This is a genomic window from Apilactobacillus bombintestini (assembly GCF_003627035.1).
GTDB lineage: Bacteria > Bacillota > Bacilli > Lactobacillales > Lactobacillaceae > Apilactobacillus > Apilactobacillus bombintestini.
Map to the genome: position 1 here is coordinate 1,222,092 of NZ_CP032626.1, position 23,624 is coordinate 1,245,715.

Annotated in this window: 23 protein-coding genes; 8 read left to right on the forward strand and 15 right to left on the reverse strand. The window is 34.5% G+C overall.

What is annotated here, in order from left to right; all coding sequences use genetic code 11:
* Nucleotides 1–255: 255 nt before the first annotated feature.
* The 6 genes from D7I45_RS05845 to D7I45_RS05870 form a co-directional block, all read right to left on the reverse strand.
* The gene (locus tag D7I45_RS05845) at nucleotides 256–768 is read right to left on the reverse strand and encodes a LysM peptidoglycan-binding domain-containing protein (RefSeq protein ID WP_162924108.1); all 513 of its coding nucleotides are present in this window, start codon (nucleotides 766–768) and stop codon (nucleotides 256–258) included.
* 473 nt (nucleotides 769–1,241) lie between these two features.
* On the reverse strand, nucleotides 1,242–2,633 hold the full coding sequence (nhaC, locus tag D7I45_RS05850) for a Na+/H+ antiporter NhaC (protein WP_120784778.1): 1,392 nt from the start codon (nucleotides 2,631–2,633) through the stop codon (nucleotides 1,242–1,244).
* Between the two features lie 400 nt (nucleotides 2,634–3,033).
* Nucleotides 3,034–3,354, reverse strand: a complete 321-nt coding sequence (gene trxA / locus D7I45_RS05855; RefSeq protein ID WP_120784779.1) for a thioredoxin — start codon at nucleotides 3,352–3,354, stop codon at nucleotides 3,034–3,036.
* Between the two features lie 2 nt (nucleotides 3,355–3,356).
* A complete protein-coding gene (locus tag D7I45_RS05860; protein ID WP_120784780.1) occupies nucleotides 3,357–4,097 on the reverse strand; it encodes a TerC family protein in 741 nt (246 codons plus the stop codon).
* Nucleotides 4,098–4,179: 82 nt separating this feature from the next.
* Nucleotides 4,180–4,851 carry a glycoside hydrolase family 73 protein gene (locus D7I45_RS05865; RefSeq protein WP_120784781.1) on the reverse strand — a complete coding sequence of 224 codons (672 nt, stop codon included), beginning with the start codon at nucleotides 4,849–4,851 and terminating at the stop codon, nucleotides 4,180–4,182.
* Nucleotides 4,851–5,303 carry a MerR family transcriptional regulator gene (locus D7I45_RS05870; protein WP_162924109.1) on the reverse strand — a complete coding sequence of 151 codons (453 nt, stop codon included), beginning with the start codon at nucleotides 5,301–5,303 and terminating at the stop codon, nucleotides 4,851–4,853. Before D7I45_RS05870 ends, D7I45_RS05865 begins: the two co-directional genes overlap by 1 nt.
* Before the next feature lie 226 nt (nucleotides 5,304–5,529).
* On the opposite strand from D7I45_RS05870, the gene D7I45_RS05875 reads away from it, so the two are divergent.
* Complete coding sequence (locus D7I45_RS05875; RefSeq protein ID WP_120784783.1) at nucleotides 5,530–6,000, forward strand: C40 family peptidase; 471 nt, start codon at nucleotides 5,530–5,532, stop codon at nucleotides 5,998–6,000.
* 118 nt (nucleotides 6,001–6,118) lie between these two features.
* Here the strand turns inward: D7I45_RS05875 and D7I45_RS05880 are convergent, their stop codons facing one another.
* Both D7I45_RS05880 and D7I45_RS05885 read right to left on the reverse strand, forming a co-directional pair.
* Complete coding sequence (locus D7I45_RS05880) at nucleotides 6,119–6,778, reverse strand: histidine phosphatase family protein (RefSeq protein WP_120784897.1); 660 nt, start codon at nucleotides 6,776–6,778, stop codon at nucleotides 6,119–6,121.
* A 68-nt stretch (nucleotides 6,779–6,846) separates the two neighbouring features.
* Complete coding sequence (locus tag D7I45_RS05885; protein WP_120784784.1) at nucleotides 6,847–7,107, reverse strand: hypothetical protein; 261 nt, start codon at nucleotides 7,105–7,107, stop codon at nucleotides 6,847–6,849.
* 199 nt (nucleotides 7,108–7,306) lie between these two features.
* On the opposite strand from D7I45_RS05885, the gene D7I45_RS05890 reads away from it, so the two are divergent.
* Both D7I45_RS05890 and D7I45_RS05895 read left to right on the forward strand, forming a co-directional pair.
* Complete coding sequence (locus tag D7I45_RS05890) at nucleotides 7,307–9,397, forward strand: LTA synthase family protein (protein ID WP_422664733.1); 2,091 nt, start codon at nucleotides 7,307–7,309, stop codon at nucleotides 9,395–9,397.
* 101 nt (nucleotides 9,398–9,498) lie between these two features.
* The gene (locus D7I45_RS05895) at nucleotides 9,499–10,260 is read left to right on the forward strand and encodes a potassium channel family protein (protein WP_120784786.1); all 762 of its coding nucleotides are present in this window, start codon (nucleotides 9,499–9,501) and stop codon (nucleotides 10,258–10,260) included.
* On the opposite strand, the gene D7I45_RS05900 is transcribed toward D7I45_RS05895, so the two are convergent.
* Nucleotides 10,261–11,250, reverse strand: a complete 990-nt coding sequence (locus D7I45_RS05900; protein WP_120784787.1) for an NAD(P)/FAD-dependent oxidoreductase — start codon at nucleotides 11,248–11,250, stop codon at nucleotides 10,261–10,263.
* A gap of 79 nt (nucleotides 11,251–11,329) precedes the next feature.
* On the opposite strand from D7I45_RS05900, the gene D7I45_RS05905 reads away from it, so the two are divergent.
* Nucleotides 11,330–12,115 carry an alpha/beta hydrolase gene (locus D7I45_RS05905; protein ID WP_120784788.1) on the forward strand — a complete coding sequence of 262 codons (786 nt, stop codon included), beginning with the start codon at nucleotides 11,330–11,332 and terminating at the stop codon, nucleotides 12,113–12,115.
* A gap of 88 nt (nucleotides 12,116–12,203) precedes the next feature.
* On the opposite strand, the gene D7I45_RS05910 is transcribed toward D7I45_RS05905, so the two are convergent.
* Nucleotides 12,204–13,166 carry a GMP reductase gene (locus D7I45_RS05910; protein ID WP_120784789.1) on the reverse strand — a complete coding sequence of 321 codons (963 nt, stop codon included), beginning with the start codon at nucleotides 13,164–13,166 and terminating at the stop codon, nucleotides 12,204–12,206.
* Nucleotides 13,167–13,615: 449 nt separating this feature from the next.
* On the opposite strand from D7I45_RS05910, the gene D7I45_RS05915 reads away from it, so the two are divergent.
* On the forward strand, nucleotides 13,616–14,578 hold the full coding sequence (locus tag D7I45_RS05915; protein ID WP_120784790.1) for a nucleoside hydrolase: 963 nt from the start codon (nucleotides 13,616–13,618) through the stop codon (nucleotides 14,576–14,578).
* A gap of 48 nt (nucleotides 14,579–14,626) precedes the next feature.
* Here D7I45_RS05915 and D7I45_RS05920 read toward each other — a convergent pair whose 3' ends face one another.
* Both D7I45_RS05920 and spx read right to left on the reverse strand, forming a co-directional pair.
* The gene (locus D7I45_RS05920) at nucleotides 14,627–15,430 is read right to left on the reverse strand and encodes an HAD family hydrolase (RefSeq protein ID WP_120784791.1); all 804 of its coding nucleotides are present in this window, start codon (nucleotides 15,428–15,430) and stop codon (nucleotides 14,627–14,629) included.
* 62 nt (nucleotides 15,431–15,492) lie between these two features.
* The gene (gene spx / locus D7I45_RS05925; protein ID WP_120784792.1) at nucleotides 15,493–15,891 is read right to left on the reverse strand and encodes a transcriptional regulator Spx; all 399 of its coding nucleotides are present in this window, start codon (nucleotides 15,889–15,891) and stop codon (nucleotides 15,493–15,495) included.
* Between the two features lie 246 nt (nucleotides 15,892–16,137).
* Between spx and D7I45_RS05930 the strand changes: the two genes are divergently transcribed.
* Nucleotides 16,138–17,697 (forward strand): bifunctional metallophosphatase/5'-nucleotidase, encoded by a 1,560-nt coding sequence (locus tag D7I45_RS05930; protein ID WP_120784793.1) that lies wholly within the window; start codon nucleotides 16,138–16,140, stop codon nucleotides 17,695–17,697.
* Nucleotides 17,698–17,747: 50 nt separating this feature from the next.
* On the opposite strand, the gene rny is transcribed toward D7I45_RS05930, so the two are convergent.
* Together rny and D7I45_RS05940 are read right to left on the reverse strand one after the other, a co-directional pair.
* Nucleotides 17,748–19,343, reverse strand: a complete 1,596-nt coding sequence (gene rny / locus D7I45_RS05935) for a ribonuclease Y (RefSeq protein WP_120784794.1) — start codon at nucleotides 19,341–19,343, stop codon at nucleotides 17,748–17,750.
* Between the two features lie 168 nt (nucleotides 19,344–19,511).
* Nucleotides 19,512–20,414, reverse strand: coding sequence for an alpha/beta hydrolase (locus tag D7I45_RS05940; RefSeq protein ID WP_120784898.1), 903 nt, complete (start codon nucleotides 20,412–20,414; stop codon nucleotides 19,512–19,514).
* 166 nt (nucleotides 20,415–20,580) lie between these two features.
* On the opposite strand from D7I45_RS05940, the gene D7I45_RS05945 reads away from it, so the two are divergent.
* On the forward strand, nucleotides 20,581–21,015 hold the full coding sequence (locus tag D7I45_RS05945) for a helix-turn-helix domain-containing protein (protein WP_120784795.1): 435 nt from the start codon (nucleotides 20,581–20,583) through the stop codon (nucleotides 21,013–21,015).
* Nucleotides 21,016–21,175: 160 nt separating this feature from the next.
* On the opposite strand, the gene D7I45_RS05950 is transcribed toward D7I45_RS05945, so the two are convergent.
* Nucleotides 21,176–22,504, reverse strand: a complete 1,329-nt coding sequence (locus tag D7I45_RS05950; protein ID WP_120784796.1) for an ammonium transporter — start codon at nucleotides 22,502–22,504, stop codon at nucleotides 21,176–21,178.
* A gap of 197 nt (nucleotides 22,505–22,701) precedes the next feature.
* Here D7I45_RS05950 and D7I45_RS05955 point away from each other — a divergent pair, with 197 nt between their 5' ends.
* Nucleotides 22,702–23,544: an SAM-dependent methyltransferase gene (locus D7I45_RS05955; RefSeq protein WP_120784797.1), complete on the forward strand. Its 843-nt coding sequence runs from the start codon at nucleotides 22,702–22,704 to the stop codon at nucleotides 23,542–23,544.
* Nucleotides 23,545–23,624: the final 80 nt, after the last annotated feature.

A 23,624-nucleotide genomic window follows, 5' to 3' on the forward strand; every position in this document is an offset into this window, starting at 1 on the left:
TAATCACCGTCATTACAGCAAAGTTATTTTACAAAAGATAGTGAAAATTACAATTTTTTTATAAAAAAATGCAAAAAAATTTAAAAAAATCCTTGCAAATCGAAAAATCCCATTTATTTTTTATAAAACCTTCTTGTCATGGATATTAACGACGTACACATCCTGTAGAATTAACCATAATATTCCTACATTTTCTTCTATAATAAAAAAGAAACGCTAAAATCAGACTCTTTGGTCTAACTTTAGCGTTCTTTTTTAATACCAATTATGAGTTACCCAATGCGCTTTTGCATTCACCCATGATCCATAACGATCAGAAACGTAGTGCTCAGCAACTCGTTCCTGATTAGATGGTGAAAAGTCACCATTTAAATAGTTACGATCTAGTTGATATCTACCATAATATTGGCCATTAGTAGCTGTATATGAATCGGTAGATTCATGGAAAGATATCCACGCTTTAGCATCGGCGTTAGCTCGGTTCCATGCAGCTTGTGGATCTACCTTAGGATGACTAGTTTTCGATTTCTTAGAAGTTTGAGGCTTAGTAGATGGCTTTGCCTCATTTTTATGTTGGTTAGGAATCAATAATCTATCTCCTACCAATAAGTCATCATTACTGTACTTATGATTATCTTTTTCCAGGACGGAAATAAAAACATTGTATTTATCTGACAAGTTTTGCAAAGAATCGCCAGATTTTACAGTAACTACAGTACTAGCTGTAGTGGGTAGATTCACGTTGCGGAAAATTGACAATAATCCCATTACTGAGATTGCGATTACCAGAATAGAAACGTTATATTTAGTTCGAATAAGTTCAACACTCCTTAAATAAATAAATCGAGAAAATATAAATGTTGGTTTCATAGCAACGAATAGTTATTTTATAGGCTATAGTTTTCATAAGCGTTTCATTAATATTACATGTACATGGATTTATGTAAAATTTGTAACATTGAAGTAATATCTTGTACGATTTAATGAACACCGTGACCATAAACTCGGGATTTTTTATTAAAAGCATCTTGTACTAGCTATCCGCAATTTTTCTACAATTATTTCTAAAAAAAGCGTATTACTTACTTTTTACGTGTTTCATTTTGAAAAATCTGCAACTTTATAAGTTTCAATTAAGGATTTCAATAAAATGCTACTTAGCATTATATAAAAAAATTAATGCATTTAACTAAAAAAATTCCTACCATATAATAGTAGGAATTTATATTAATCATTTAATTTTATATAGTCGCTTTATCATTAAAATGTTTAATACCAATACCGGTCAAGGCACTCAAAATGGAGAAAATAGGAGAGAAGATACTTAGGAATAAGAAAGGCGCAAAATGAATAGCAGGAACACCTAAAGTAGATGCGATAAATGCCCCGGCAACACCCCAAGGCACTAAGTAGTTAATTACGGTTCCCCCATCTTCGATAGCACGACTCAATGCAACTGGTGCTAAGCCTTGTTCTTTAAATACTTTCTTGAATGCGTTGGCAGGTAAAATTTCGGATAGGAATTGTTCACCTACGAAAATGTTTACCCCAATAGCAGTTAAAATAACAGTAATAATTAATTTAGCGTCACTGTTTAAATGCTTAGTTAATGGTTTAATAACGGCATCAATGATACCCAAGTGCATTAATAATCCACCAAAGGCTAAAGCAATCATGATTAATGCCATGGTACTCATCATGGAACTAATACCTCCACGTGACAATAAGGTGTTTACCGTTTTGTTAGAAGTCTTTGCCACGAAACCGTTAGTAATTAAGTTATTGATTTGTACTAAGCTAGTATGTGGATTTTGGATAAATAATAAAGCGATAGAAACTACAATGTTAATAAACAAAGTAGGAATAGTAGGAATGTGAGTCCAAGCACATACCAATAGTAAAACTACCGGAATAATTGCCCATAATGAGATATAGAAGTTAGCATTTAAGACGTTTACAGTTTGGTTCACGTTACGTAAGTTAGCACGACCATCGCTGTGATTTAGGAAAATAAATAGTACAAATGAAGTTAACATAGCAGGAATAGTTGACCACATTAAGTTTTTAATATGATCAATTAAATCTGCACCGGAAACGGCAGATGCTAAGTTAACAGTTGCAGACAATGGTGAAGATTTATCACCAAATACCGCACCAGAGATTACGGCACCAGCAATCATGGCTGGATTCATCCCCATAGTGATACCAATTCCCATAAAGGCAATTCCTAAAGTAGAAATTACGGTAAAGGCACTACCGATGAAAGTTCCTACCAAAGCACATACTAGAAAGATAGATGGTAAGAACCAGTTAACATTGATTAAATGAAAACCAAATACCATCAAACTAGGAATAACACCGGAAGCAATCCAAACACCGATTAATGAACCGATTAATAAGAAAATAAATAATGGCACGATACCGTTTTTAACTCCGATTACGAATCCTTCGTCAATGTCATCCCATTTAAAACCTTTAAATTTAGCCCAAAAGACTAACAACATGATACTGATCAAAATAGGTACTTCAGGAGAAACTCCTAAGCCAATTACGCCAAATGACATAATAGCAATCATAATTAATAAGATAATAATTCCTTCAGCTAAACTAACGGCTGGTTTACTTTTTTGCATATTTTTCGCTCCTTTGATTTATCTTTTTTTTTCGTTTGATTTTATTTTTAATATCGGATTAACCCTCCGCAACTAGGTTTATTCATAATTATTCGCTTCTTTCGTATAAAAAAAGTCCCTGTTGTTTAAAACAACAGGGACGATTATTATTATTTTTGACCGTGGTACCACCCAAATTAGTAATATATAAATATTACTCACTCTCTAGAAATAACAGCTCTAGGTACCGTTCTTGGGTAGACACTATCCAATGTATTTCATCGAAATTAACCTGATCGGTTCGCAGCAACCACCGACTTCCTGACGCCCAGTTAATTCGTTACTTAATTTGGAATCTTCGTTTTTTTCATATTTGATTAAATAAAGATTAGCACTAGATTTTATTTTCGTCAATAAAAATTTAAATTTCTTTTAATTTACGATTTAAATAATGTGCCATTTTTTCTTTAGTATAAACACCAGTAACTTTTTCGCAAGCCTTACCGTGTTTAAACAATACGATGCTAGGTAAACCCATTATTTTGTATTGTTTAGCAATCTCTTCGTTGTGATCTACATTCATCTTACCGAAATGAATATGGTCACCGAATTCGGCTTCCATAGCTTCCATTACCGGATCCATAATCTTACATGGACCACACCATGGTGCCCAAAAATCAATTACAGTAATGGGATTATCAGTTTCTTGTTTTAAATTATCCGGGGTAATAACGGTTGCCATGATTAACGTCCTTTCTTAACTACGCGAATATAGTGAATAGCAAAAGTAACCAAAAATGCTACTAATACAATCAATCCAAAATGAATAGGTGAGATTTCTATATCGATAGCGGGAATCGACAAAATTAATTTTAATGCAATTACAGCTATTAAGAAGTAAGCCATAGCTTTTAACTCTGGCACCTTCTTCATAATCAACATAATTACTTCCGCAATGCCCCGCATACATAAAATGCCAATTACACCACCTAAAAATACAATAACTGGATTAGTAGAAATAGCTAATGCAGCTAACACTGAATCTATGGAAAATACAATATCCATAAATTCAATTTGCCCCACTGTTAACCAAAAATGTTTTCTATTATCAGTTTGCGATTGTTTAAATATAGTCTTTTTGGGTTTATCTTTGTGTGCAAAATGTTTATAAACTAAATAAAATAAATACAAACCACCAACAATTTTAATTTCCCAGAAATGAATTAGATATACGCCTAAACCAATAATAATAAAGCGGAAAATATAAGAACCCCAAAGTCCATAGAATAATGATTCTTCTTGTTGACGTTTAGTAGGTAATGTTTGGGCTTGGGTTGCCAATACCACCGCATTATCCACAGAAAGTAAGCATTCGATTAATACTAAAGATAGAATAATCACCCAGGCATCCTCGGAAAATAACACATGATGCCAATTGCTTAAATCCAAAAACGGACCATACAACTTATTTAATAATGAAACCACCTAAAGTCTCCTCTACTATTTTATTTTTAATTTATTTACATATATTATATAAAAATCCACACCTGAAAAATAGTAATTTTAGTTATTTTATAGCTTGCTTATCATATTTTTGTAGATTGTATTGTTTTATTAAATTAATTAATGATTTTGCATAGTTAGGATCAGTAGCGTAATGATTTTTTTGTAATAAGTTAGCTTGTTCTTCAAAGCTAGTAATGTTTCTCTTCTTAATGAAGTTTAATGCAGTTACACGGTCGTGGTTAGCAACGGCAGTGTATACATCGGGGTATTTTCTAAATTGTGCAGGGATTGAAATCTTCTTTTGGTCACCTTCACGAACTACCTTAACACCCTTCTTAACTGGAGTATCTTTACTTACATATTCATCAGTGTAATAACTAATGGATTGACCTTTGTAGTCACCCTTTACACCGAAGATATTATTAGCCTTTTGATATAGCTTGGATTGTCCCCAGTTAGATTCTTGAATAGCTTGAGCAATTACAATACTTGGTAAAACCGTACCTTGTTTTTGATAAACTTCAATAGCAGGCTTAGCAATTTTTTCCGCAAATTCATGACGTTTTTGTGCATCAGCATTTTGCGCGTCTAAAATGCGTTGTTGATCTTGTTTAGTAATTTCATTTTGACGCATAGAAGAATGGATTTGTTTTACTCCCCATCCTGCAATAATTAAAACGATAATTACAATTACGGCTACTACAACTTTCTTACTATTATTAGTATGTTTCATTATCTATCTTCCTCTTTATTTTTTATTACTCGATATTTTACTTCATCATTTTTATCAATAAATCCATATAATATAGAGGTTTTTTCGTCATCAAAATAGCCTAAATTAATGGCCGGTTGATTTTCAATCATTTCTATATCTTGAAAAGCATACATAACAAAGCGACGTAAATAAGCCATATTACTCATATTTGTTTGCGTTATTTCATTTGCTCTCACTAAAGTAAAGCCCTTATCTAAGTAATATTTAATTAGACTTACTCGGGTAAAATTTTCCATGTTAAATACTCGAGAACTACCTTTTTCATCACGAATGGACTCAATATACCCCTTTTTTTCCCAATATCTAAGCTGACGTGTAGATACATTGAGCATTTTGCTAACCTCTCCGATTCGAAAAATTAGCTTATTAAGGTCCATTTTATCTGGAAAAAGCTTCTTTAAACCTAACATGTAGCTACCCCTTTTCATTATGCGTCTGTTATTAAATTTATCATAAATTAAGTAGCATTTCAGCTTTTCTCATTATATTTATATAATATAAACGCAAATTATTAAAAAAACATAAGATTGTACAAGATTTAATAGTTTTGCAATTGCTTTGTTACAATTTTGCAACATTTCTTCGCTATGATGTATATAAATTAAGAGAAGAGAAAAAAGAGAGGATTTTTTAGAGATGAAGAAAAGTTTTACAAAATTAACTGTTGCATTTGCTACTTTAGTAGCACTACTATTTGTGGGAGTAATGAGCAATAACCACAATAACGTTTCACATGCTGAAAGTCGTGCTCAATTTTCACGAGTATACCGTGTTGCTAAATCAAAATTAGGTTCTCCATACGTTTACGGTGCTGCTGGTGCCAACGCATTTGATTGCTCAGGTTTCACTAGTTACATTTACCGTAACTCACTAGGTGTTAACTTACCAAGAACTGCTCAACAACAATTCCATTCAACTAGAAGAGTTGCTCGTCGTCACTTACGCAAAGGTGACCTAGTATTTATCGGTTCATCTAGACGTAATATCTACCATGTAGGTATGTTCATTGGTCGTGGTAAAATGATTGATGCTCAAAACCGTGGTGTTATCCGTGAACGTGTACATGCTCCTTGGTGGCATGTGGTTGCTTACGGCCGTGTAGCTTAATAACAATCTCTAAAATCCTGAATATAAAAAAACCTCAATGATTAATCATTGAGGTTTTTATTTGTCTTATGTAATAAAAAAGACATTAATACTAATCGTACTAATATCTCGTAATTAATTATTGAATGTTGTAGCCGGTAACTTCAGCATCGTTATCGGTAATTTCTAACTTAGTTAAGCTTCCATTAGCGGGACGTTCTGTAACATCGTACTTACCTTTTCCGAAGCGTTCTACTAAACTCAATACTGCGTTACCGTGACTAATTAGTAACACGTTATCGCCATCATGAATATTTTTATCTGAACGAATAAAATCTAATCCCTTATTCCATCTAGTCCAGTATTCTTCGTTATCTTCTGCCATATGGAAAGGATCAGCTTCTTTTAAATAATCCTTGGCTTTACCAATTGAATACTTATTTACGATATCTTTGAAGGTAGGTAGACCATGAGGTGCCCCTGCTACATACCAAGTTTGTGGCATGTCATTTCCCTCATAATATCCATAGAATTCTTCTCGTAATAAAGGAGAGGTTAAGGGTTGATCCACTGAACCGGCTTTATTAGCATCTAGGATAATTTGGGCAGTGTGCATAGCACGAGTAGTATCACTACAAAATGCTGCGCTAAATTTAATATTTGCTAACTTTTTTGCAGTGTCTTTTGCCCCTTCAATTCCTTTTTCGGTTAAAGGTGAATTACTCCATCCTTGTAAACGATTGAAAATATTAAAATAAGTTTGTCCATGTCTTACCACATATAGATTAAATTTGATAATCGTCATCTCCTTAATTAAGCTGGTATTAATACCATATCACTATGAAAAAAAGTTAGACAATATTTTGCCTAACTTAATTCTGCATTATAATATTTAGATGCAATTTTATGATAACGTAATTGATCTAAGGTTTTGTAAATAATCATTTGTAATTCATGTAGTTTAATGACTGTATAGGAACTTAACTGAACTAAAATCAGCATTTCCGCACGATGAATGACCTCCTGATTCTTAGTTAATGCTAATAAATCACTGCGGACCATTTCTGGTGCGAATTTAATCATTTTGCCATTATTTAATTGTATATCTAATTTAGGTTTACTTAGCATCGTGCGCATCCTTTCTTTAATTTACTAATATATTTTACAACTTTTTCAAAAAAACGCAACTATATATAGTGATACACTAAAATTAAATAGCAACATATTGTGTTAATTGTTTTTTAGTTAATAAAAACATGCCTTTTTAGCTCGTGTCTGTTAATATTAAAGAAGAATTATATCAAAGGAGCACTTAATTTTGAAAGCGATAAATTATATTCGCGCTAAAATTTCTACTAGATACGGATTTTTCTTCCTATTAGTAGCTTTATTTTGGCTAAAAACTATCTATGCATATTTCACCGACTTTTCACTTGGTTTGGCCAATCCCTTCGAATACTTTGTAGCATTCTTTAATCCGATTGCCACCACCGTGTTGTTATTCGGTCTAGCTATGTATATTAAATCGAGTCGATTATTTTATCCCATCATCTTATTAATTGATGGTTTAAATACTTTGTTACTATATTTAAACGTTATTTATTATCGTGAGTTCACCGACTTTATGACCGTCAGCACTATGACTGGTTATTCTAAGGTTAATCAAGGTCTTAGCGGTTCCTCTTTAGCATTAACTATGCCTCATGATGTGTTCTACTGGTTAGATATCGTTTTAATCTTAATTTTATTATTGGTTCGTTTTATTCGTATTGATAATAAAAAAGTGGGCTTTAAAGCTGCTTTCACTTTAACATCTGTCGCTATTCTAATCTTTTTAGCTGACCTATCTTTTGGTGAAATGGCTCGTCCACAATTATTAACTAGAACTTTTGATCGTACTTACATCGTTAAATACTTAGGTTTAGATACTTTTACCGCTTATGACGGTATTAAACAACAACATAATAATGACTTACGAGCTATGGCTACTAAGTCGGAAATGAATGATGTTTTAAAATACGTTCATAAACATTATGCCGCTCCTAATGATAAATTGTTTGGCACGGAAAAAGGCAAAAACGTTATCGTTATTCACTTGGAAAGTTTCCAACAATTCTTAATTGATAAGAAAGTCAACGGAAAGGAAGTTACTCCATTTTTAAATAGTCTCTACCATAGTAAGTCTACTTACTCCTTTAGTAACTTCTTTCACCAAGTAGGTCAAGGTAAGACTTCTGATGCTGAAAACATGCTGGAAACTAGTACGTTTGGACTACCTCAGGGTTCTTTATTTACCCAATTTGGTAGTGATAATGTCTTTCAAGCTGCTCCATCCATTCTAAAACAAAGACAAAACTATACTAGTGCCGTTTTCCACGGAAATGTAGCTAGTTTTTGGAATCGTAACAATGTATACAAAAACATTGGTTACCAATACTTCTTCGATGCTAGTTACTATAACACCGCTGGCAGTAACTCCATGGGTTATGGTCTAAAGGATAAATTATTATTTAAAGATTCTGTAAAATATCTTGAAAGATTACAACAACCTTTCTATGTTAAATACATTACTTTAACTAACCATTTCCCATATACTATTGATAGTCAAGATTCTAACTTCAAGACTTCTAATACTGGTGACAGCAAGGTAGATAACTACTTCAAGACTGCTCATTATCTAGATCAATCATTACGTGAGTTCTACAACTACTTACAGGCTTCCGGTCTATTAAAGAAGTCCATTATCATGCTATATGGTGACCACTACGGAATTTCTAATTCCGAAAACGTCAACCTAGCTAAAGAATTAGGTAAGAATCCAGATGATTGGAACGACTTCGATAATGCACAATTGCAACGAGTTCCATTAATGTTTAACATCCCCGGTATGAAACATGGTTACATCGATAAAACATATGGTGGAGAAATCGATGTTTTACCTACCCTACTTCACTTACTAGGTATTAATACTAATAAATATGTACAATTTGGAACCGACTTATTCTCCAAGGATCATGATACTGTCGTAGCCTTTAGAAATCGCGATTGGGTAAGCACAAAATACACTTCCGTCGGCGGAACTATTTATAGTAATCGTACTGGTAAAGTAATTCATCCTAGCCCTCATCAACGTCGTATTTTCAACGAGATGCAAGCTAAGGTAAATACCGAATTATCTTACTCTGATGAGTTAAACGAACAAAACTTGCTTCGTTTCTACACGCCTAGCGGTTTCACTCCGGTAAACCCACAAGAGTATGACTACCAAAACGGTTTCCAAAAAGAATTAGCTAAAGAAACTGAACTAGGTAATAAATCTAATAGTTTATTCGATAAAAAGAACCAAAAAACTACACAAGGTCTTTACCATACCGATGCTCCTGAAGTGAATAACAAAACTATTAAAAAAACTAAATAGTTAAAAAGATAGTCAACTTATGGCTATCTTTTTTATTTGCTAATTTTTTTGCAACGGGTAAAATGTATAATATTAATTAATAAACGAAACGAGTGAAACAAATGCGATCTTTTAAAAATCCGCACGTAGAATTAATCTATGATATTTTCATTGTCTTTATAGCAATATTTTCAGTTGCTTTAGTCGGGTTAGATTACCTACATGTAATCAATATTTATCACGGCGGTCTAGCACTTGCTTATTACAGCATTTGGATTTTTTATATTATCGACTATATCGTAGGTCTAGCACTTGCTAAGAATCATAAAAGATTTTTACTAGAAACCTCCTTAGATTTAATTTCGCTAATCCCTGCCCATCCCATTTTTGTAGTATTTCGACTTTATCGAGTAATTCGTATTATTCGTTACTACAATCTATTTTGGAAATTCGGCTGGGACGGTAGATTTACCGGCGGACTACACCGTTTTATCTACGATACTGGTTTTATCTATTTATTTTCCATTAGTATCGTTATTCTAATCTTTAGTGCGTTAATTTATTCGCATTTTGAGCAACATAATCTATCCACTTCATTATGGTGGGCCATTACCACTGCTACTACGGTAGGTTACGGAGATATTTCTCCGCAAACCGTGGGTGGTAAATTAATCGCCGGTTTTCTAATGTTTGGTGGAATTGGTTTTATTGGTTTGTTAACTTCCACGATTACCGATTTCTTCACTCATGGAGAAAACGATGCCACTGACGATAAAATTGATAAATTAACCGAACAAATTGAACTTTTAACTAAAGAAGTTCATTCTCTACAAAAAGAAGTCCACAAAAAAAGCACCCCGAAAAAGGGTGCCAAAAAGAAATAATTAAGATAGTTGGGTACTGTGAATAGGTGCGTGGTTATCTGGATACAAGTCATTCATAATGGCGTTAATTACAATAGGTACTTCACCGAAACCAGTAGCAATGATTGTTTGTTTACCATCATATTTAGCTTGATCACCTACTGCATATACATTATGCATGTTAGTTTCTAAAGTAGGTCCTACCTTAGTAGCATGATGGTCTTCGTCTAAATCTAAATCCCAACCTTGCATATCTTTATTATTGGAAATGAATCCGTAATTAACTAAGATTTTATCTACGTCTAAGTCGATGAACTCATCATCAGTACGCATTTTCTTAGCGTGTACACGAACTTGGTTATCATTAGCAACAGATAGTTTTTTAATCAAGTATGGAGTAACTAATTTTACAGAAGATTTCTTTAATAAATCTACCATATGTTCTAGTCCTCTAAATTCATTACGACGGTGTAATAGATAAACTTGTTTAGCCACATCCTCTAGCATTAAAGCTTGGTCAATGGCAGAATCGCCACCTCCAGCAACTAGTACGTTTTTATCTTTGAAATCGTCCAAATTCTTGGCGGTGTAAACTAATTGGTCCCCTTCGAATTCATCAGTACCATCCGCATTTAATTTTCTAGGAGTAAAAGCACCATTTCCAACCGCAATAATGATAGATTTAGTTTCAGTTATTTCTTGATTTGTGGTAATCTTAAAAAGGTGGTTTTCTTTTTCTACATTAATAACGGTTTGGTTTAATTTAATATCACCATCCATGTTATCTAATTGTTGATGTAGATTATCCACTAATTGTCTACCAGTTAGACGTGGATATGCTGGAATATCTAGTAAAGTTTTTTCTGGATATAAAGCATTAACTTGTCCACCTAATTCAGATAGGCTTTCAATAATTTGAAATTTAGCATTACGGAGACCCGCATACATACCGGCAAACATACCGATAGGGCCACCTCCGATAATAGTAATATCATAAATATTATTTGACATTTGTATAACTCCTTTTAATTTTGTGTTATTTAATATATTATGTATCTTATAATTATACTTTAGCAAAGGAAGAACAATTATGCACACTAAACGCAGAAAAATTACCATTGGAATAGTTCTATTAATTGAGCTAATTGCCCTATTCACCACTACTGCTTGGATTTTTAGAGGTCGAGTTTTAAATAATGTCCACGTCGATAAAACTAGAACTGCCACTATTTTTATTCCAGGTTACGGTGGTAACGCAGTTTCTACCGACGACTTTATTAATCAATTTAATGACCACGGTATTGCTAAACGTGCGCTTCGTATCCATATTTCTGCTCATGGTAAAGTTACTACCATGAAAAAATATGTACACAAAATTAAGAAAAACAATCCGTTAGTACAATTAATTTTTGAAAATAACACTGATCCAGATAAAGAAGCTGATCAAATGAAGAATGTAATGTCTTATTTATACAAGAAATACCACATTAAAAAGGTTAACTTCTTAGGTCATTCATCTGGTGGTGCTATTGCCTATGAATACATGGTAAAGCATCCTCATCAAAAGAATGCGCCTAAAGTTAACAAATTTGTAAGTATCGCTAATGATTATGATCCAAACGATAAACGAGTAAAGAACTTACCTCGTAATCTAAAGATTCTAAACATTGCTGGAGAAATTTATAACGTAGGTACTGACGGTGAAGAAGCTGTTGACATCGTTAAACCTATGGGTAAATTGGTCCGTCCATACGTTAAAGAATACAAATTCTTCTTATACCAAGCCGGTCCTATTTCTGCCGAACATTCTATGTTACACGAAAACCCAACTCTAGATAAAACTATCGCTGAATTCTTATTCAGAAACAAAGCGTAATTAATAACTGCTAGATGATTAATATCGTCTAGCAGTTTTTTATATGCAAATTAAAAAGCTTTCGATAATATTCGAAAGCTTTTATTTTTTATTCGTCGATGCTATCTAATAATACGTAGTTAACTTTACGTAATGCTCGTAAATCTTTACCCCCTGCATATGAAATGGAGGATTGTAAGTCTTCTTTCATTTCTAGCAAAGTATCATTAATGCTTCCTTTGAAGGGAACTAACAATTGACGGCCTTCTACGTTATGATGGGTCCCCTTTTGTTTACTAGATGCAGAACCCCAGTATTGCTTATATTTCTTACCGTTTTTTTCTACAATTTTCCCTGGCGATTCTACATGACCAGCAAATACTGAACCAATCATCATCATAGTTGCTCCGAAGCGAATAGATTTAGCCAAATCCCCATTATTACGAATTCCACCATCGGCAATCATAGGTTTAGTAGCAGCTTTAGAACACCATTTAAGTGCTGAAAGTTGCCAACCACCGGTTCCAAAGCCCGTTTTATATTTAGTAATGCACGCTTTGCCGGGTCCAATACCAATTTTAGTAGCATCAGCACCAGCATTTTCTATTTCTCTAACCGCATCTGGTGTACCTAAATTTCCCACAATTAAAAAAGTAGTGGGTATTTTATTTTTAATATACTTGATCATTTTAATAACGTAATCGGAATGGCCATGCGCCACATCAATAGTGATATATTCTGGTATCGCATGATGCAATTTTAATTGGTCAATGAACTTATATTCAGTGTCCTTGATACCTACACTAATCGAAGCAAAAAGTCCTTTGTCATGCATATTTTGCACAAATTGCAGGCGTTTCTCTGGATAGAATCTATGCATAATATAAAAATAATCATGTTCTGCCATCCATACAGCTAAATTTTCATCTATAACAGTTTCCATGTTCGCCGGAATAACTGGCAAACGAAAGGTTTTAGGTCCGAACTTAACGGAAACATCTGTTTCACTACGACTCTTAATAATGCATTTTTCAGGTAGCAATTGAACATTGTGGTAATCAAAAGTTCTCATTAATAATGGCCTCTTTTATCTAAAATTTTGGATATATGAAATCAAGTATAAAAATGTAAAATCCAACACTCCACAGAAAAGTTTATCATTTTATTCAGATTAATCAAGAACTATTTTATATGTTTTTGTATTATCGTTCGTGTTTTGCTAGTTTATAGTCATAAGCATCTCCTTTTATAATACACAGTATATTAAAAGGCGAATTATAATGGATCGAACTGACGATACTAAAATCAGTTATGTATATAGAATAATAATTATCATACGTATTTTATTAACTTTCATCCCGTTTTAGTCCAATTAGTTCGTATTTTGACGTTTCTAAAATGAGAAAACCGGCGAAACCTCTTTTATTTTTGTCTTAACACTAATATAATGAGGTTAATGAAAAATGTTCATAGGGGTATCAACCCCTATGAGGGGAAAAAACATTGGGAGGGTTTTTCATTATGGCAAAACAAAAGATTATTTTAGATGTAGATACAGGTGTCGATGACGCAATGGCCATCGCCTACGCGGTAGCCGCACCTAACGCAGATTTGATTGGGGTTGTTAACTCCTACGGTAACGTGTTAGTTAACCAAGCTGCTAAGAATTCACTAGAAATTCTAGACATGCTAGGTGCTACTGATGTACCCGTTTTCGAAGGACAACCCCATTCATTAGAAAGTAACACCTTCGAAGTTATGGAAGTTTCTGAACATATCCATGGTAAAAATGGTATCGGAAACGTAGAACTTCCTGCTTCTAGTCGTCAAGTTCAAGAACAATCCGGTGTCGACTTCATGATTGAAGCAGCACATAAGTACGGTAAGAATTTAACTATTATTCCTACCGGTCCACTTACCAACCTAGCTTTAGCATTGCGCAAAGATCCCGAAATTGCGGATTTAATTGGTAATGTTACTTTAATGGGTGGCGCCCTAACCGTTCCTGGTAACGTTACTGACGCTGCCGAAGCTAATATTAACCAAGATGCTACTGCTGCTAACGAAGTATTCCGCAGCAAATTGCACGACACTATGGTTGGTTTAGATGTTACTTTAAGAACTTTACTAACTAAAAACGAGACTAAGAAATGGCGTGATTTAGGCACCGTAGCCGGTGAAAAATTCGCTGATATTGTAGATTACTACATTGATATTTACGCTGAACTATATCCTGCTTTAGGCGGTTGTTCACTACACGACCCATTAGCTGTCGGAGTTGCTTGTGACCCTAGTTTTGTACAAACTCTAGATATTGACTTACTAGTTCACACCGACGAACACAACTACGGTCGTACTACCGGTGATAAAGATCATCTAGATGACCCACATCCAACTGCTAGCGCTGCTATCCAAGTTGATGAAAAACGTTATCTAAAGACCTTTATGGAATACTTAAACTACTTATTCGCTAACAACAAATAAAACTAAAAACGACTTACTAATCAGTAAGTCGTTTTTATTTACACTTTTTTATAAAGCAAAGTATTTAATTAAGTATGCCGCTACTCCATCGCTGTCATTGTCCAATGTAGTGGCGTCAGCAGCTTTTTTAATGGCTGCGGAGGCATTCTCCATAGCCACACCTACTTGTGCTTCTTGTAACATTTCTAAGTCATTTTCAGCATCCCCGAAAGCCATCAAATTACTAAAGTCTAAATCAAAATGCTTTAGTAAAATGTTTAACCCATATGCCTTACTCATTTGCTTAGGTAAAAATTCCATAATTTGAGGTTGGGAACGCACTATCTTGTATTTATCAGTAATGCTTGTCGGAAAGTCCGTTCTAGCTTGGTCTAGGCGTTGCACAGATTCGGACATGATAGCCTTACTGTATTCTTGATCAGATAAATCTGAAAAATCTTTATCGACGAATTGCAAAGGTGCATTCAAAACTTCTTGATAACTAGATTTGCCTAAATCGGTTAATTCATAAACTTGTTTAAAATCTAAAATATCTAAAGGTAAATCATGCTTGCCTGCATAATCATGAATTGGGTCAAAATCAGCTAACTTTAAGCCGGTTTTGGACAATACCTGACGATCACGGTTGCGAATTACCATCCCACCATTGAAAGTAATGGTATAATCATTAGGTTCAATTAGACCTAGTTGGTCAATATATGGCCACACAGCATTAATGGGACGTCCGGTACAGACAACTACCTTAATTTGTCTTTGATGTAGCTCATGTAGGATTTTTTGGTTTTTAGCACTTATCCGTTTGGATGAATTTAGCAATGTGTTATCCAAATCTAACGCAATCATTTTAATCATATAAAAACTCCCCAAATAAAAAATAGCGGCAATACTATGCCGCTACTCACATTTTGAAAATATTAAGCTTCCAATTGTGATTCCAATTCTTTTAATTCAGTCTCACGAATGGAACGGGGCAAGAAACGACGAATTTCTTCCTCGTTGTATCCCACTTCCAAGCGTTTATCGTCAAAGACAATAGGACGCTTAATTAAATCCGGATACTTCACTACTAAATCTACTAATTTTGAAAGCGATAAGCTATCAAAATCAACATTTAGTTTTTTAAAAATTTTGGAACGGGTCGAAATAATATCTTCACTTCCGTTTTCAGTTAGACGAAGAATTTGCTTAACTTCATCCCCACTTAACGGATTTGAATTAATGTTTCTTTCTTTAAATGCAATTTTATGAGCTTGTAACCAAGCTCTAGCTTTACGACTGGAAGCACTACTTGGTGCTACGTAAAGGTTTAACATATAATCACCCCTTAACCGCTTAATTATTTAACAAAAAAACAATTATGGTATAGTTAGTATATTTACTTACAATTCGTAAATATATGTAACCAACTTCATACTAACACATAATATACATAAATCAATTTAATTTTTAAAAATAAATTAATAACAATTATAATCTATATTAATAATTGCCTTTATATAAAAAGTGATAAAATAGACACACAACTAAAAACGAAGTAAATACTTTGCGGAGGTGACAATATGAAAATAAATCTATTAGAAACTAGTGACACACATGGTTTTTTGTTTCCCACTAACTATGTGAATTTTCACGATAACAAGCCCTTTGGAGTGTTGCGATGTGCTACCGCACTAAAACAACTAAAAAATAAATTAGATAACGTTATCACCATCGATAATGGCGATTTCTTGGAAGGTTCCGCACTAGCTTATTTTGTAGCTAAAATTCAAGAAGAAGGTGCCCCTTGCCCTATCGATATAGCTTTTAATGAAATGCATTATAATTTCGGTATCTTAGGTAATCACGAATTTAATTATGGACAAAAATATTTGAGAAATACTATCGCCGAATGTAATCGCCAATTTTTATGCGCTAATATTGTAGATGATAACCACCAACCCACCTATGGCAAGCCTTATGTTATTAAGAACATCAACGGGGTAAAGGTGGGCTTTCTAGGTCTTACTACACAAGGTACTACTAAGTGGGAAAAGAAAGAAAATCTAGCCGGACTACACTTCCTATCAGCACGCGATACTGCTGCTAAATACCTACCAGAAATGCGTAAACAAGCTAACATCAATGTAGTTATGTATCACGGTGGAATCGAACGTGATAAAAATGGTAATGCCACTGAAGTACAAACTGGCGAAAATGAAACATATGCCCTACTAAAAACTGTTCCGGGTATCGACGCCATCATTACTGGCCACCAACACCGCAAAATTGCTGATTACATCCTAGGTGTGCCAGTTATCCAACCCGGTCATCGTGGTGAATACATAGGACACATTCAATTAGATGTGCAAAAAAACAATCAAGGAAAATACTACGTAGCTGACAGTGACGTGGAACTATTACCTACCAAAGACTATGACGTAGATAGTAAATTAGCTGATGATTTATCAGATATACAAGCTAAAATTAATCACTGGTTAGATGAACCTATGGCACACATCGAAGGTTCCATGGAATTCGATGATGCGTTTGCCGCGCGTCTAAACAAAAACAGTTTCGTACAATTTATTCAAAACATTCAAATGCGTACTATGGGAGTAGATTTATCCGCTACCGCTTTATTTAACGATGAAGCTCACGGTTTTGAAAATCCTATTACCATGCGCAATATTATCACTAACTATGTTTACCCTAACAGTTTAGCCGTACTTAAAATCACCGGTGCCGATCTAAAACAAGCTATGGAAACTAGTGCTAAATATTTTGATTATCGTGATGGTCATATCACTATTAATCGTGATTATATTTTTCCTAAAGCTAAGCATTACAATTACGATATGTACGAAGGTGTTAACTACACTATCAACGTAGCTAAACCCGTGGGTCACCGTATTGAGGGCTTAACTTATCACGGAAAGCCCGTCGATGATGACCAAGAACTAAAGATTGCGTTAAATGTTTACCGCGCCGTCGGTGGTGGGAACTTCCAAATGTTTAACCAAGATAAAATCTTACGTTCTGACGATCATATGATGAGTCAATTAATCGCTGATTACCTTCGTCAACACAAAGTAATTAAAGCCGAAAATAACCACAACTTTAAAGTTATTTACCGTCCTTAAGATAAATAAAAGAGTCCTAAAATCATTTACATAATTTAGGACTCTTTTATTTAGCCTTCTTTTACAGCATTGCGATAATGTTTCTTAGGTGCTTTTCCCACATATTGAACGGCCTTTAATTCACGAATAGTAGTTACCTTAATCTTTCCTGGGTAAGTTAATTCATCTTGAATTTGGTCTTTAACACAGTGGGTTAATTGTTGGCTTCGATCATCATTTAACATTTCTGGGTTAACAATGATTCTAATTTCTCTTCCGGCTTGAATAGCGTAACTATCTTTAACACCTTTATGGCGGTTAGCTATAGCTTCCAAGTTACGAAGACGAGTGACATATTCTTCAATCGATTCACTTCTAGCTCCTGGACGAGCACCTGAAATGGCATCAGCCGTAGCTACCAAAATAGAGATAGGATTATCAGGTTCCACATCCCCATGGTGAGAATAAATCGCATTTACCACTACGTCATCTTCGTGGAATACTTGAGTTAATTTAACCCCTAATTCCACGTGGGTACCACCGACTTCATGGTCAATGGATTTACCAATATCATGAAGTAAACCAGCCCGCTTAGCTAATTGGGTATTTAAACCTAATTCAGCAGCTAAAGCACCAGTTAATTGCGCAGTTTCTACCGAGTGATATAGCACGTTTTGACCATAACTAGTACGGTATTTCATCTTACCGATAATTTTCATTAGGTCAGGATGTACACGTCCTACGCGTAGAGAATGTACTACGTTTTCCCCTGTTTCACGCAATTCGGCGTTAACTTTTTGGGTAGTAATATTAACTAAATATTCAATATTGCTGTTAGTAAAGTGATGCGAAATAATTAAGCTTTCAATCGTGTTTCGGACGATTTCTCTTCTAATCGGATCATGCGTTACGATGTGTAACAACAATGGAACATCTTCGTCAAAGATTAAATCGGTACCGGTCAAGGATTCTAGCAAACGAATATGTTGTTCGTCTTTTCCAATCAACTTTGCTTTAACATCACCATTAGGAACGTTAACGTTGCGTTCAATATGACTACGTGGTTCATCACGTGGTCCACGTTGAATGGCTTCAATCACTAAGTCATTAGCAATCTTATTAGCTGCTACTTTACTTTCAGACAAGTTATATTTAACTTCAATATCTTTTTCACGACTTAGTTCATTGGAAGTTTGGTTTAAAACCGTTTGTTTTGCAGTGTTTTTATCTACTCGACTAATATTTTGCAACATTTCTTCACGTTGTTGCCAAATGTCTTTAGCTTGTAGTAAAACATCGTCGATATCATCTTGTACTCGTCGTTGTTCGTCGGATTGTGATTTTAAATCTTGCGAAAACTTAAGCAAACGTGTTTTCATTTGGTCTAAGTATTTTTCGTGTTGATATAAGCGTTGTTCACGAGTGTTATTTTCTTCTTGTTGAGAAGTAATTTCGTCATCAGCAATTTTTTGATATTGCAATACATCTTGTTTGTCATCAGCAATAATCTTTTTAGCTTTATAAGCATATTCATCGGCTGACTTTTTTAAGTGATGTTGTGCTTGACGTTTAGCAGTATCTATTTGGCTTTTAATGCGCATATTACTGAAAAAGTATCCGCAAATTGCTCCTAAAATCAGAAATAACACAGTAATTAATCCAATCAAAAAGTGCCCTCCTTTCTGATTTATACTATTTTCAATTTTTAAAGTATTATTTAAAAGTGTTTATACACAATTTATATGATAACATTTAAACGCTTATTTGATACACCGAAAGTTCTTAAAATGTATAAAAAAAGAATGGTTACACCAAATAACCATCTTCTTTTACGTTTATTTCATGTATTGCTTAATAAATGCAGATACAGTCTTTTCATACTTTTCAGGATTATGTTTGTATGATGAAGCGTGTTTAGCACCTTTGACAATCACTAACTTCTTAGGTCCACGACTAGCACGGTATAGTGGGTAAACCATCTTAGTAGGTACGAAGGTATCTTTACTACCGTGAATAAATAGCATTGGACGATGATTTTTAGCCACTTGTTTAAGTGCTGAAGCATCGTTTAAATCATAATGAGCTAGCGATTTAGTCATTGCGTTCAAACTAGGTAGCAATGGCCACTTAGGGAATGCTGGCATGTGATATAAGTTACCAGCTTCGTAATTTAATTCGTCCATCGCACTAGTGTAACCACAGTCTTCAATGTATCCCTTCACTTGGCTAGGTACGTTCTTTTCACCGGAAACCATCATGGCAGTAGCTCCACCCATACTTACACCAAACATTACGATTTGTGAATCTTGACCGTTATGTTTGATTAATTTACGCATCCATTTGATGTAATCTAGACGATCAGGCCAACCATAACCAATGTAGTTACCACCACTTTGACCTTGTCCACGGTCATCAGGAGATAATACGTTATAGCCTAGCTTATGGAACATATATACATAAGTAGCCATTTTATCTTTATCACCCATAAAACCATGCGCAATCACAATATTTTTATTAGTCTTGTGTGCTGCAGGTATGTAGTTAGCATACAATTGGATGTTATCAGTAGCTGATTTCATCTTCCAGAATTTAAAATGTTTCTTGTTTTTCTTGTACCATTTATTTTGATGGTATAGTGGTGACTTTTTAGAAACTTTATCTGCGCTCAAAAAAGTCTTGTGAGAAGGCATCACTGCGACGTTATAAAAGTAGGTAGTAGCTCCTGCCCAAATACCCATTACTACCGCAATTACACCGATAATACTAAATAAAGTTACTTTTAGCTTCTTTGACAAAACATTTTCCTCATTTCGTTTAATAGTAATATACCTTTTATTATAACATTAAATCGACTATCCACATATTGAGTAAAATTTCGGTTATAATATATATGGAGGTGTTAACATGTTTCCCATTAGATTAAGAGCCTTACGTAAAGGCCAAAACATCAGTATGAATCAATTAGCGCAAAATTTAAACGCCAAGTTTCCGGAAGATGAACATAAAAATACTTCTTCACAAATCGGAAATTGGGAACGCGGCATTCGCTCGCCTTCCTATGTGGAAATTAAGAAATTAGCGCTATACTTTAACGTTAGTATGGACTATTTATCCGGACGCACTTCCATGGAACATTTGAATTTAGGAACGGTCTTAATGGATAAAAACGAACTAACTTTTGGTGACCATACGTTAGACCAACGTGATCGTTACGAAATCTATCAATTAATTAATGGCTATCTTCAAGGTAAAGATAATCGCCATAAAGAAACTGAGGATGACGAACCTTCTAGCCACCAAGAAAAACTAAACTTAAATTTTGATGATTATAAGATGTAAAAATTACGAAATTAAAAGCTAACTAGTTTTATAAACGCAACTTTTTTCTAGGATGTTAATCTTTTTATTAAGATACATATCCTAGTTTTTTATTTATAATTTTGCCTAAAAAAGCCTCATACACTGAACTTTACGTCCAATATATGAGGTCTTTTTTTATTTAATCTTTAGGTAGATTAGGATTATTTAATTGATTAATTTGTCCCTTAAATTCATCGGCATTGTATTCAATATCTCTGCCGTGTTCTAGGCCTTTTTCACCATAAGAAACCATGTAGTCAGCGGCTTCTCCGTGTTCGGTAATATCCAAGCCACGCTCTTCATCTGCCTTACTTACACGCATAGGCATGAAGTGTCCTAACACTTTAATGATGATAAAGCCGGCCACACTAACGAAGATGACGGTGCAAAGTGTAGCAATTATTTGGGTAACAAATAGTTGCATCCCCCCACCGTAAAACAAACCGTTGTGCACTACCGCGGAGTTCACGGATTTAGTAGCTAATAAACCAGTCATGATACTACCTACAATTCCACTTACTCCGTGGCAACCGAAGGCATCTAGAGTATCATCGACGCCGATACGTTCTTTTAAGAAGTTTACATAGCAGTAACTAACTACCGTAGCCACAATTCCGATAACAATGGATCCAACGATAGTGACGTAACCAGCGGCAGGTGTGATACCCACTAAACCACATAGTGTACCAGTACATACCCCACCTAATTGAGGTTTTCCGACAAAATGCATATCTAGTAACATCCATACCATCATGGCAGTAGCTGCAGAAACGGTGGAAGTCATAGTAGCTTGCATTGCCACACTGTTTACGGATAAAGCAGAACCGGCATTGAAACCATACCAACCAATCCATAAAATAGCAGTTCCTAGTAAAACCCAGGATAGATTATAATGTTTAGTAATTTTTCCATAATTTAAACGTCTACCTAAAAAGATAGATAATACTAATGCAGTAATTCCGGCATTAATATGTACAACCGTACCACCCGCAAAATCAAGAGTACCTAATTGTGCCAAGATACCTTGGGGAGTCCAAACCATGTGCACCATAGGATAGTACACGATGATCGACCATAAAATAATGAACCATAATAAGAATTTAAAATGAATACGACCCACGACCGCACCCACGAATAAGGCCGGCGTAATTACCGCAAACATCATTTCAAAAATGGCATAAATGCTAGTAGGAATCTTAGTAGCAGTTAATTTAGTTAAGTCGACGCCTTGCATAAACCAGTGTGATAAATTACCAATAAAGACATTGGTATCTCCCGAGAAAGCTAAACTATAACCGATGGCGACCCATAATACTACCGCCACTCCGGTCATAATAAACACTGACATAATGGTGTTAACCACGTTTTTCTTAGAAACTAGTCCCCCATAAAAAAAGGCTAGTCCCGGCGTCATAAATAACACCAAAATACTAGATAAAAACACAAACGCCGTACTTGCTAAATCCATTTCTCTCTACCTTCATTTCTTAATGTAATAACATGTTACATATTATATCATTAAAAATGGATAAGTACAGGTTAATCTACACAAAAGTTCACTTTTATGTGTATTTCATGTTATATCTTCTTACATGTAACGGATAATTTTGCAATTATGCAGCATTTTCCATAGAATGGATAATAATAAACTAAGGAGTTATCGTTATGAATAAAAAGAAGCTACTTAAAAAACTAAAGAAAAATAAACAAATTAAACATCAACCATCTTATATAGAAAGAATGCGTCACTATTACGATATTTTTAGTGACTTTGCCGACATTAAATATTTAATTAACAATGTGTTAGAAGCCGACCGCCTATTACAACAAAAGCAACTACCCCAAGATTTACCTGCCTTGTTATTACCTGACGATATTCAAGACACTATCTTTGCGGCAGTTAACCAAAAATATCCTATGGGCGACCCTCGCGGCGATCAAGTTTGGAATCAATACGTCGAAAATTTACCTAAGTTAGATAAAGATTTACGAGAATTTCGTGATTACTTAGAAAACCAATATGGTATGTGGGCATACATCTCCGCTCCCTTTGTACACGATATCGCTAAATTTTTAGACGGTAAGCCTACTCTAGAAGTCATGGCGGGAAATGGATACATCTCCAAAGGATTGCGTGAAAATGGTGCAAATGTGACTTGTACCGATAGTCTTGCCTGGACTAAGGAAAATGAAACGGGTAAACATTTAGTAACCGACGTAGAAAAATTAGATGCTATCGAAGCTTTTCAAAAGTATGCTGATCAAATCGATTATGTATTAATGTGTTGGTCACCTGATGGCGTTGATATCGACTGGCGTTTACTACAAGCCATTCGTGAATCCGGACGCGACATTACTTTAATTGCCATCGGTGAAAAATACGGTGCAACCGATTCTAAAGACTTCTGGGATAACGCTAAGATGATAGATGTAGATACTGCTGAAAAACTAAATCAACATCATCAAGCTTTCGATTTAATTCATGATCAATTATATTTAGTCAAATAAAAAAAGAGCGTAACTATAAAAGTTACGCTCTTTTTGTGTGGGCATCTATTCACAGTAGATGGATAAGAGTGTTCACATCA